Genomic DNA, 10,022 nt, shown 5'->3' with positions numbered 1-10,022 from the left:
GGACGCCTCAGCGCGGCACGTAGCCCTTCTCGAGCACCGTGCCGTCCTCGGCATCGATCACGAAGCGCGCGCGCGCGCCGAAGGCGACGGCATTGCTCTCGATCTCCCAGCGCGCGGACTGCTTCGAGAAGAACCAGGGCTTGCGCAGCCGCGCCTGCACCGGCTCCACGAAGGCCCAGCCCTGCTGCAGCGCGATGCGGCGCGCGACGCCGATGGCGGTGGCTTCGTCGATCATCGCGCGGGCGCGGGCTGCAGCCGCGGCGAGGACGGTTGGGCCGGGGCCTGCGCGGGCAGCAGCGGCAGCGGCAGCGCCTGCGGCATGCGGGGATGCGTGGGCATCGGCCCGTCGCTCACGCCGACCCAGAACAGGGTGCCGCCCAGCGAGATGGTGCCGATGGCCATGCCCTCGGCGCGCATCTGCGACACGGTGACGTAGCCGAACTGGATCGGGAAACGGTAGGCGCCGAGCGCCTGCGACAGGCCGTGCACCCGCAGCTGGCCATAGCCCTCGGCCATCGCCTCCTCGAGGTAGCGCAGCAGCGAGGACTTCGAATAGGCGTTCCAGCGGAACTGCGCGCGCAGCTGCCGCAGCGGGCCGGTGCGCGGCGAGAAGTAGCGGTGCACGAGCTCGTGGAACAGCGTGACCTTCTGCTCGCTGAGGCTCTGGGCGCGCGAGACCGCGATCTCGCCGTACATGGTGGTGCCGCCGAGTTCGCCGCCGGGCAGCGAGCGCGGCCGGCTCAACGACAACCCGTTGCCGGCCGGCGGCGGCGTGCCCACGTCGGGCAGCGGTTCGACGCGCGGCATGCCGCGCTGGACCACGGGCTTGGCGGCGCCGCGCAATAGCATCGCCTGGATCGCGGAGATTCCCAGCAGCATCACGGCCTTCGCGAAGTGGCCGGCCGCCTCGTCGAGGTCGGCGCTGGTGCGGCCGTTGACGGCCTTGGTGGTGAATTCCGACAGCTCGCCCGCGCCCGAGAACACCGACATGCCGAGCGCCGCGAAGCCGACCACCAGCAGGATGATGTCGACCACCTCGCCCACGCCGAAGAAATGCGAGCCGGCCCACACCACCAGCGTGCCGGCGACGATCGCCAGCGCCTCGGGCTGCAGCATCGCCTCGACCGTGCCGCGCGCCTCGCCGGGCAGCAGCGGGAGCGAGCGGCGCATGGCTTCGCCGACGCGTTCGGTCGCGGACAGGGTCAGGGTATCGGGCATTCGGCGGATCTCCTCGGACAGTCCGCCAATCTAATGCATCGCGGCGGCGCCGCGTGTCGGCCATCGGCGCATGCCTTTCCCCGCTTATGCTCGGCGCATGGGTGAATTCGACCTGATCCAGCGCTACTTCCAGCGCCCCGCCACACGCTCGCCGCTGGGCGTGGGCGACGACTGCGCGCTGCTCGCGCCCGCGCCGGGCATGCAGCTCGCGGTCTCCTCGGACATGCTGGTCGAGGGCCGGCACTTCCTCTCGACCGTCGATCCGGCGCGGCTCGGCCACAAGGCGCTGGCGGTCAACCTCAGCGATCTCGCGGCCTGCGGTGCGAAGCCGCTGGCCTTCACGCTCGCGCTGGCGCTGCCGGGCGTGGACGAAGGCTGGCTCGAAGGCTTCTCGCGCGGCCTGTTCGCGCTGGCCGACGAACACGGCTGCGAGCTGGTGGGCGGCGACACCACGCGCGGCCCGCTCAACATCTGCATCACCGTGTTCGGCGAAGTGCCGGCCGGCGCGGCGCTGCTGCGCTCGGGCGCACGCGCGGGCGACGAGCTGTGGACCAGCGGCACGCTCGGCGATGCGCGGCTCGCGCTCGAGAACTTCCGCGGCACGCTGTCGCTGCCGGGCCCGCTGTTCGAGCGCACGCGCGCCCGCATGGAGCAGCCCGCGCCGCGCGTGGCGCTGGGCCAGGCGCTGCGCGGCATCGCGAGCGCGGCGGCCGACGTGAGCGACGGCCTCGCGGGCGACCTCGGCCACATCCTGCGCGCGAGCCGCGTGGGCGCGACGCTCGACGTCGACGCGGCGATGCATTGCATCGCGGCCGTGGCCGACGGCTCGGCCGCCGCCGCGGGGCTGGAACGCGACACGCTGCGCGCGATGGCGATCTCGGGCGGCGACGACTACGAACTGGTGTTCACCGCGCCGGCCTCGGCGCGCGCGGCGGTGGAACAGGCCGGCCGCGACAGCGCGACGCCGGTCACGCGCATCGGGCGCATCGATGCCGAGAGCGGCCTGCGTTTCGTCGATGCCGCGGGCGCGCCGGTGGCGCAGCGCTTCGGCTCCTTCGATCACTTCGCCTGAACGCCAGTCCGCCTCACAGCGTGCGCTTGAGCACGTCGATGAACTGGCGCGCCGCCTCCGACAGCGTGTGGCCGCGCTTGGTGACCACCGAGATGTCGCGCGAGACGCGCGGCGCGCTCAGCAGCTTGATGACCAGCGCGGGATCGCCCGCCGCGCGCGCGAAGGCCGAGGGCATGATCGACGGGCCCATGCCGCAGGCGGTCATCCACAGCGCGGTCGAGAGAAAGGACACCTCGTGCGCGACCTCGAGCGCCACGCCCGCATCGCTGGCGGTGCCGTCGATCAACGGGCGCACGCCATAGCCGGGCCGCACCGTGATCACCGGATGGCGGCCGAGGTCGGTCCAGCGCACCACGCGCGCCTGCGCCAGCGGATGGTCGCTGCGGCACACCAGCGCGAGATGGTCGCGCAAGAGGCGCTGCGTCTCGACCTCGGCGCCGGGCCGCTCGGGCGTGCCGATGCCGAAGTCCACGTGCTCGCCGAGGATGCGCGCGATGAACTGGTCGGGCGCGCAGTCGCTGACCACCACGCGCACCTTGGGATGCTGCCGCTGGAACTCTCCGATCGCCTCGGGCAGCAGGAACGAGGCCAGCGTCGGCGTGATCGCGATCGAGACGCGGCCGCGCTCGAGCGTGGCGAGGTCGCGGAAGCCGGCCGCGAGCGCATCGACGTCGCGCAGGATGCGCTCGGCCGCGGGCAGCATCTCCTGCGCGGCGGCCGTCGGCTTGAGCGAGCGCGTGGTGCGGTCGAACAGCCGCGTGCCCAATCCGTCCTCGAGCTGGCGCAGCAGCATGCTCACGGCCGACTGCGTGACGAACAGCCGTTGCGCCGCGGCGCTGAGCTGCCGCAGCTGGTAGACGGCGAGGAAGGCGCGCAGCTGGCGGATCGTAGGACTGAAGTTCGCTTTCATCAGGAAACATGATATTTGGTTCTGAATTTCTTGATTTACGAATGAATCCGCCCATCGTTCAATCGGACGCAGAACAGACATGAACATTCAAGGAGTACCGATGACCGCAACGATCGCCCGCGGCGCGACACAACCGCTGCGCAGGCAATTGCTGCTGGCCGCGGCCGCCGCGCTGTCCGGCGGACCCACCTTCGCGCAGGCACCCGCCGCGGGCGCCTTTCCCGACAAGCCGATCCGCGTGGTCGTGACCTTCCCGCCCGGCGGCAGCGCCGACGCGGTGGTGCGCATGCTGGTGCCGCGGCTCAACGAGAAGCTGGGCCAGCCGGTGGTGGTCGACAACCGGCCGGGCGCGGGCGGCAACGTCGGCCTCACGCTGGTGGCCAAGGCCCCGGGCGACGGCTACACGCTGGGCGTGGGCGCGGCGGGCGCGCTCGCGGCCAACGCGAGCCTCTATGCGCAGATGCCCTTCGATCCGCTCAAGGACTTCAAGCCCGTGGGCATGCTGGCCGCGATCCCGTTCGTGATCGTGGGCCATCCCTCGATCGCGGCGCGCAACCAGCGCGAGCTGATCGCGCTCGCGAAGACGCAGCCCGGCGGGCTGTCGATCGGCCATGGCGGCAACGGCACGGCGATGCACCTGTCGGCCGCGCTGTTCGCGCAGATGGCCGAGGTCAAGCTGGTCGAGGTGCCCTACCGCGGCTCGGGTCCGGCCGCGCTCGACGCGCTCGCGGGACAGGTGCCGCTCGCGGTGGTCGACCTGCCCTCGGCGCTGCAGCAGATCAAGGCCGGCAAGCTGATTGCCTTCGCCGTCACCAGCCCCGCGCGGCTGCCGATGCTGCCCGAGGTGCCGACGGTGGCCGAGGCCGGCCTGCCCGGCTACGACTCGACCGGCTGGTTCGGCGTGGTGGCGCCCGCGGCCACGCCGGCGCCGGTGGTCGCGCGGCTCAATGCCGAGATCAACGCGGCGCTCGGCGACGAACAGATCAAGGCCGCGATGCGCAACCTCGGCGTGGAACCCGCGCCAGGGTCGAGCGAAGCCTTCGATGCCTACATCCGCGCGGAGACCCGCAAGTGGGCGCAGGTGATCCGCACCGCCAACATCAAGCTCGAATAGACCCCGTGCGCATGAAGAACGACCTCGATCTCCAGGCCGACGTGCTGATCGTCGGCGCCGGCCCGGTGGGCCTCTCGCTCGCGATGGACCTGGCCTCGCGCGGCGTCAGCACGATCGTCTGCGAGACGCGCGGCTTCGCCGAGCCGCCGAACGTGAAATGCAACCATGTGGCGTCGCGCACCATGGAGCAGTTCCGCCGCCTGGGCGTGGCGCAGAAGCTGCGCGACGCGGGCCTGCCGCCCGACCATCCGAACGACGTGGTGTTCCGCACCAGCGTGACCGGCATCGAGCTCGCGCGCATCCCGATTCCCTGCCGGCGCGACCGCTACACCGAGACCGAGGGCCCCGATGCCTGGTGGCCCACGCCCGAGCCGCCGCACCGCATCAACCAGATCTACCTCGAGCCGATCCTGCTGCGCCACACGGCCGCGCTGCCCGGCGTGACCCTGCTCAACCGCACGCAGGTCGGTGGCTTCACGCAGGACGCCGAGGGCGTGACGGCGATCGCCACCGACCTCGACAGCGGCGTGACGCGCAGCCTGCGCGGGCGCTACATGGTGGGCTGCGACGGCGGCAGCTCGGCGGTGCGCAAGCAGATGGGCGCGAAGCTCGAGGGCACGGCGGTGATCCAGCGCGTGCAGTCGACCTGCATCCGCGCGCCCGGCCTGCGCGCGCTGATCCCGGGCAAGCCCGCGTGGTCCTACTACGCGATGAACCCGCGCCGCTGCGGCACCATGTTCGCCATCGACGGCCACGAGACCTGGCTGGTCCACAACCACCTCAACGCCGAGGAGCCCGAGTTCGATTCGGTGGACCGCGACCGCTCGCTGCGCGAGATCCTCGGCGTCGGTCCCGATTTCGAGTACGAGATCCTCAGCAAGGAGGACTGGGTGGGCCGCCGCCTGGTGGCCGACCGCTTCCGCAACGGCCGCGTGTTCCTCGCGGGCGACGCCGCCCACCTGTGGGTGCCCTACGCGGGCTACGGCATGAACGCCGGCATCGCCGACGCGCTCAACCTCTCGTGGCTGCTCGCGGCCAGCGTGCAGGGCTGGGCCGACGAGGGCATCCTCGACGCCTACGAGGCCGAGCGGCTGCCGATCACCGAGCAGGTCTCGCAGTTCGCGATGGACCATGCGCAGAAGATGATCCGCGCGCGCCGCGCGGTGCCTCCGAACATCGAGGCGCCCGGCCCCGAGGGCGATGCGCTGCGCGCCGACATCGGGCAGGAGGCCTACGAACTCAACGTGCAGCAGTTCTGCTGCGCGGGCCTGAACTTCGGCTACTTCTACACCGGCTCGCCGATCATCGTGCCCGACGGCGAGCACGTGCCGCCGGTCTATTCGATGGGCGCCTTCACGGCCTCGACCGTACCGGGCTGCCGCGCGCCGCACTTCTGGCTGGCCGACGGCCGCTCGCTGTATGACGCCTTCGGCCCGGGCTACACGCTGCTGCGCTTCGACCGCAGCGCCGACGTGCGCGCGCTGGAACGCGCGGCCGACACCTACCGCATGCCGCTCACGGTGCTCGACATCGATGCCGCCGTGGTGCCGCCGGCCTACGCGCACCGGCTGGTGCTGTGCCGCGCCGACCAGCACGTGGCCTGGCGCGGCGCCTACATCCCGGCCGACGTGTATGCGCTGGTGGCGCGGCTGCGCGGCGAGCCGCAGCGCGAGCGCGCGACCAAGCGCGCGCTGCCGTGGGAAGGGGTGCTGGCCTAGCGTCTAGGCCTCGCGCGTGGCCGACACCACGCGCCGCGCCAGCAGCACCACCAGCGCCGGCGCGATCGCGAAGCTCGCGAACAGCCACACGGCCGCCGAGCGCGCACCCTCGACGCCGCCCGGCTGCGTGAGCCCGGCCGCGTTCGCCACCAGCCCGGCCACCGCGGCGCCGACCGCCATGCCGTAGAGCTGCACCGTGGTGATCGAGGCCGAGGCCAGGCCTTCCTCGCCGGCCGGCGCGCGCGACATCACGCGCGTCAGCAGGTGCGGCCAGCCGATGCCCACGCCGAGCCCCACGGCCGCCAGCGCCAGCGCGACGGCCAGCGTCTCCAGCCCGGCCGGCAGATGCCCCGGCGCGGGCAGCAGCACGGCCAGCGCCGCCAGGCCCAGTGTGCAGACCACGGGACCGGCGCGCAGCATGCGGTCGGCACCGGCGCCGCTGCGTCCCGACGAGAGCAGCGAGCCCACGCTCCAGCCGCCGGCCATCGCGGCCGTGAGGTAGCCGGCCGCGAGCGGCGTGTGGCCGTGCAGCAGCTGCAGGAAATAGGGCACGAAGATCTCGGTGGTGGTGCCGATCAGCAGCAGCGCCACGCTGGCGTAGATCGCGCCCAGCGGCGCGGCGATCGAATAGGCGCCCGTGGGCAGCAGCCGCACGGCCGAGGCGCGGTCGACGCGGGTGGCGGCGATGCCGAGCGCCAGCCCCAGCGCGACGCCCGCGGCCTGCACCGGCAGCGAGGCGCCGAACTCGCTGGCCGCGATCACCAGCACCGAGGCCAGCAGCAGCGCGATCTGCGGCAGCGCGATGCGCGGCGCGGTGGCGGGGCGCTCGTGGCGCACGCCGGCCGCGGGGCGCAGCTGCAGCGTCACCAGCAGCGCCTGCGCGGCCGCCACCGGCAGCAGGGTCCAGAAGGCCCAGCGCCAGTGGCCGCCCTGCGCGAACAGCCCGCCCGCCGCCGGCCCGCACAGCGTGGCCACGCCCCACATGCCCGACACCAGCGCCACCGCGCGCGGCCACAGCCGCGGCGCGAACACCAGCTGGATCAGGCCGTAGCTCAGCGCCGCCAGCAGCCCGCCGCCCAGGCCCTGCACCGTGCGGCCGGCCAGCATCCACGGCATGGCCGGCGCGAGCGCGCAGCCGATGGAGCCGGCGCTGAACACCGCCAGCGCCGCGAGGCAGGCGCCGCGCGGGCCCAGCACCGCGAGCAGGCGCACCGACAGCGCCGCGCCGAGGATCGAGCCGAGCACGAACAGCGTGGTGCTCCAGGCGTACCAGTCGAGCCCGCCGATCTCGCGCACCACCGAGGGCAGCACGGTGGTCACGATGTGGACGTTGACCGCATGCAGCGCGACGCCGCCGGTCAGCGCGAGCGCGCGCCAGCCGTTGCGGCCGCTGAAGAGTTCGCCCCAGCCGGCGGTGGCCGGCGGGTCGGCGCGGGAGCGGTCGAGGGCGGGAGAGGAGGAAGAGGCCATGGTGGAAGCGTCGGCCCGATGGCGCAGTGCCCGGGCCCGGATCTGAAGGTGCCCGGATACTAGGCCGCCATCTCGAATTAAACAAGCAATCGCTTTGATAAATAAAATCGAAGACGGCGCACCGCGCGCCCCGCCGGCACCCGCTGCGGCAAGATGCGCGACACTCCCGGCTGATGCACGCCGCCGTTCCCGTCTCCGATCCCGCCCGTCCGATGCCCACTTCCGGCGCCATGCCCCCGCCCTCCATCCGCCGCCCGAGCGCGCGCTTCCTGTTCTCGCATCCGGCGCACTTCATCGGGCTGGGCCTGGGTTCCGGCCTGTCGCGCTTCGCGCCCGGTACCGTGGGCACGCTGTGGGCCTGGGCCGCGTTCTCGGTGATGCAGCACTGGCTGTCGCCGGCCGCCATTGGCTGGATCATCGGGGTCTCGCTGCCGCTGGGCTGGTGGGCCTGCACGCTGACGGCACGCGACATGAACCTGGCCGACCCCGGCGCGGTGGTGTGGGACGAGGTGGTCGCGTTCTGGATCGTGCTGTGGCTGGTGACGCCGGCCGGCCTGTGGGCGCAGATCGTCGCCTTCGCCCTGTTCCGCTTCTTCGATGCCGCCAAGCCGGGCCCCGTGGCCTGGGCCGACGGCCTGTTCAAGCAGCGCGATGCCGCGCAGGTGCGCTGGTGGCACGCCGGCTTCGGCATCATGCTCGACGACCTGGTGGCGGCCTTCTGCTCGCTGCTGGTGATCGCGCTCTGGCGCGCCTGGTGAGACCCCGACCCATGGAATCCTCCTTCCCGCCCCCTTCATCGCAGGACCTCGACACGCCCGAGCTGGTGGAGGCCCTGGCGGGCCTGCTGCTGAAGAAGGGCTGGCTGCTGGCCACCGCCGAGAGCTGCACCGGCGGCCTGATCGGCGCCGCCTGCACCGAGCTCGCGGGCTCCAGCGCCTGGTTCGAGCGCGGCTTCGTGACCTACTCCAACGCGGCCAAGACCGAGCTGCTGGGCGTGGACGCCGCGCTGGTCGAGGCGCATGGCGCGGTCAGCGAGCCGGTGGCGCGCGCGATGGCGCAGGGCGCGATCGCGCATTCGGCGCCGGCGCGCGTCGCGGTGGCGGTCACCGGCATCGCCGGCCCCACCGGCGGCACGCCCGACAAGCCGGTCGGCACCGTGTGGTTCGGCTGGTCGGTCGACGGCCAGGTGCGCACCGAGCGGCGCCGCTTCGACGGCGACCGCGCCACGGTGCGCGCGGCCACGGTGCGGCATGCGCTGCACACGCTGGTGCAACTGCTCGAATCCCCGAACGCGGCCTGATCAGGCCAGCGCGAACTCGCCCAGCGGCCGGCGCGGCGCGGGCGGCACCAACGCCATCGGATAGCCGATCCGGCACAGCAGCTGCAGCGTGCGGCTGCGCGCGTCGCGCGGCGGCGGCAGGCCCAGCAGCATCTCGTGCGCCGCAGCGTGGTGCGCAGCCATCTCCGCGAACTCCTCGAGCGGCTGGCTCATCGGGTGCATGCCCAGCCCGAGGTCGGTGGCGCGCAGCTGCTGGCGCAGGTAGGCGCGGCCGGCGTTGAGCTGGTCGGTGCGGCTGTTGCCCGCGGTGCTGATCCAGGTGAAACCCATGGCCGTGCTGGCCTGGTCGGCATACAGCGCCAGCGTGCGCTCGAAGGCGCGGCTGCCCTCGCGCGCCGGCACCTCGCGGTCGAAGCGGCCCAGCGCCACGGCCACGCGCAGCGCCGGATCGTTGAGCGAGAAGCCGTCGCGGTGCGCGAGGATCTCCTCGGGCCCCACGCGCAGCAGCCGCAGGTTCTCGCGCGCGGTGTTGGGCGTGGTGATCTCCACCCGCGCCGCGGCCAGGCAGAGCCGGCGCAGCGGCAGCACGCGCGCCATCTCGACCGTGCCGTCGGCGCGCAGCGAGCCGCCGTTGGGCACCGCCGCGGTCACGCCCTGCAGCAGCTCGGCCGAGACCGGGCGCGCGGTGTCGAAGCGCTGCTTGGGCGTGCGCCGGCGCAGCACCTGGGAGAACAGCGGATCGGGCGTGCCGCCGCCCGCGAGCCGCAGCCGCGCCACCGGCAGGTGGCCCCACTGCCGCGGGTCGGCGGGCAGTTCGCCCTGCGGCCACAGCTGCACGCTGGCCGCCACGCCCTGCTGGGCCAGCGCCATCACCAGCAGCTCGAGGAAGGCGCCCTGGCCGATCACCACCTGGCGGCCGAAGGGGTCGGTCTCGGGCAGCAGGCGCTCGCGGTCGCAGTACAGGACGATCGCATCGGGCTCGCGCAGGTCCACGCGCCAGGGCTGGTGGTTGTAGGCCGAGGGCGCGGTCACAGCATAGGCGATCGCGCGCCGGCGCACGTCGGGCTCGTCGCCCGGACCGTTCCAGATCTCCAGGGCCGCCGCCGGCATGTCGTCGTGCAGCCACCAGGTGGCCAGTGCCGCGGCGCCCGCGGCCAACACCACACCGCCTCCCAGCAGCCGGACAAAGTTTCTTCGCTCGTCCATGCCGGGGATTATCGGAAGTCAAGATTGACTTCACA

At 73.1% G+C, this 10,022-nt stretch carries 10 protein-coding genes; 5 read left to right on the top strand and 5 right to left on the bottom strand.

Annotated elements, in window-relative coordinates; all coding sequences use genetic code 11:
* Window positions 1-7: 7 nt before the first annotated feature.
* Entirely contained in the window at window positions 8-235 is a 228-nt protein-coding gene (locus tag AC07RM_RS36220; RefSeq protein WP_093350714.1) for a hypothetical protein, read from the bottom strand.
* Complete coding sequence (locus AC07RM_RS36215; RefSeq protein ID WP_495337566.1) at window positions 232-1,218, bottom strand: hypothetical protein; 987 nt, start codon at window positions 1,216-1,218, stop codon at window positions 232-234. Before AC07RM_RS36215 ends, AC07RM_RS36220 begins: the two co-directional genes overlap by 4 nt.
* Before the next feature lie 97 nt (window positions 1,219-1,315).
* Here AC07RM_RS36215 and thiL point away from each other — a divergent pair, with 97 nt between their 5' ends.
* Window positions 1,316-2,290 carry a thiamine-phosphate kinase gene (gene thiL, locus AC07RM_RS36210; RefSeq protein ID WP_495337565.1) on the top strand — a complete coding sequence of 325 codons (975 nt, stop codon included), beginning with the start codon at window positions 1,316-1,318 and terminating at the stop codon, window positions 2,288-2,290.
* A gap of 13 nt (window positions 2,291-2,303) precedes the next feature.
* On the opposite strand, the gene AC07RM_RS36205 is transcribed toward thiL, so the two are convergent.
* Window positions 2,304-3,200, bottom strand: a complete 897-nt coding sequence (locus tag AC07RM_RS36205; RefSeq protein ID WP_495337564.1) for a LysR family transcriptional regulator — start codon at window positions 3,198-3,200, stop codon at window positions 2,304-2,306.
* A gap of 100 nt (window positions 3,201-3,300) precedes the next feature.
* On the opposite strand from AC07RM_RS36205, the gene AC07RM_RS36200 reads away from it, so the two are divergent.
* A complete protein-coding gene (locus AC07RM_RS36200; RefSeq protein ID WP_495323205.1) occupies window positions 3,301-4,314 on the top strand; it encodes a Bug family tripartite tricarboxylate transporter substrate binding protein in 1,014 nt (337 codons plus the stop codon).
* A gap of 11 nt (window positions 4,315-4,325) precedes the next feature.
* Window positions 4,326-6,032 (top strand): FAD-dependent oxidoreductase, encoded by a 1,707-nt coding sequence (locus AC07RM_RS36195; RefSeq protein WP_495337563.1) that lies wholly within the window; start codon window positions 4,326-4,328, stop codon window positions 6,030-6,032.
* Window positions 6,033-6,035: 3 nt separating this feature from the next.
* Here the strand turns inward: AC07RM_RS36195 and AC07RM_RS36190 are convergent, their stop codons facing one another.
* Entirely contained in the window at window positions 6,036-7,502 is a 1,467-nt protein-coding gene (locus tag AC07RM_RS36190) for an MFS transporter (protein ID WP_495337562.1), read from the bottom strand.
* A gap of 230 nt (window positions 7,503-7,732) precedes the next feature.
* Here AC07RM_RS36190 and AC07RM_RS36185 point away from each other — a divergent pair, with 230 nt between their 5' ends.
* Window positions 7,733-8,260 carry a phosphatidylglycerophosphatase A family protein gene (locus tag AC07RM_RS36185; RefSeq protein WP_203204085.1) on the top strand — a complete coding sequence of 176 codons (528 nt, stop codon included), beginning with the start codon at window positions 7,733-7,735 and terminating at the stop codon, window positions 8,258-8,260.
* Window positions 8,261-8,271: 11 nt separating this feature from the next.
* Entirely contained in the window at window positions 8,272-8,802 is a 531-nt protein-coding gene (locus AC07RM_RS36180; protein ID WP_495337561.1) for a CinA family protein, read from the top strand.
* Here the strand turns inward: AC07RM_RS36180 and AC07RM_RS36175 are convergent, their stop codons facing one another.
* Window positions 8,803-9,987: an Acg family FMN-binding oxidoreductase gene (locus AC07RM_RS36175; protein ID WP_495337560.1), complete on the bottom strand. Its 1,185-nt coding sequence runs from the start codon at window positions 9,985-9,987 to the stop codon at window positions 8,803-8,805.
* Window positions 9,988-10,022 lie beyond the last annotated feature (35 nt).

The organism is Variovorax sp. GW821-FHT09B05 (assembly GCF_059418265.1).
The sequence above is the reverse complement of the archived record's forward strand: the minus strand, read 5'-3'. Positions and strand labels throughout refer to the sequence as shown.

Bases quoted from the DNA above. Each gene is read 5' to 3' on its own strand.
- AC07RM_RS36180 (WP_495337561.1), top strand. From the start codon at position 8,272: ATGGAATCCTCCTTCCCGCCCCCTTCATCGCAGGACCTCGACACGCCC.
- AC07RM_RS36195 (WP_495337563.1), top strand. From the start codon at position 4,326: ATGAAGAACGACCTCGATCTCCAGGCCGACGTGCTGATCGTCGGCGCC.
- AC07RM_RS36215 (WP_495337566.1), bottom strand. From the start codon at position 1,218: ATGCCCGATACCCTGACCCTGTCCGCGACCGAACGCGTCGGCGAAGCC.
- thiL (WP_495337565.1), top strand. From the start codon at position 1,316: ATGGGTGAATTCGACCTGATCCAGCGCTACTTCCAGCGCCCCGCCACA.
- AC07RM_RS36190 (WP_495337562.1), bottom strand. From the start codon at position 7,502: ATGGCCTCTTCCTCCTCTCCCGCCCTCGACCGCTCCCGCGCCGACCCG.
- AC07RM_RS36205 (WP_495337564.1), bottom strand. From the start codon at position 3,200: ATGAAAGCGAACTTCAGTCCTACGATCCGCCAGCTGCGCGCCTTCCTC.
- AC07RM_RS36200 (WP_495323205.1), top strand. From the start codon at position 3,301: ATGACCGCAACGATCGCCCGCGGCGCGACACAACCGCTGCGCAGGCAA.
- AC07RM_RS36185 (WP_203204085.1), top strand. From the start codon at position 7,733: ATGCCCCCGCCCTCCATCCGCCGCCCGAGCGCGCGCTTCCTGTTCTCG.
- AC07RM_RS36220 (WP_093350714.1), bottom strand. From the start codon at position 235: ATGATCGACGAAGCCACCGCCATCGGCGTCGCGCGCCGCATCGCGCTG.
- AC07RM_RS36175 (WP_495337560.1), bottom strand. From the start codon at position 9,987: ATGGACGAGCGAAGAAACTTTGTCCGGCTGCTGGGAGGCGGTGTGGTG.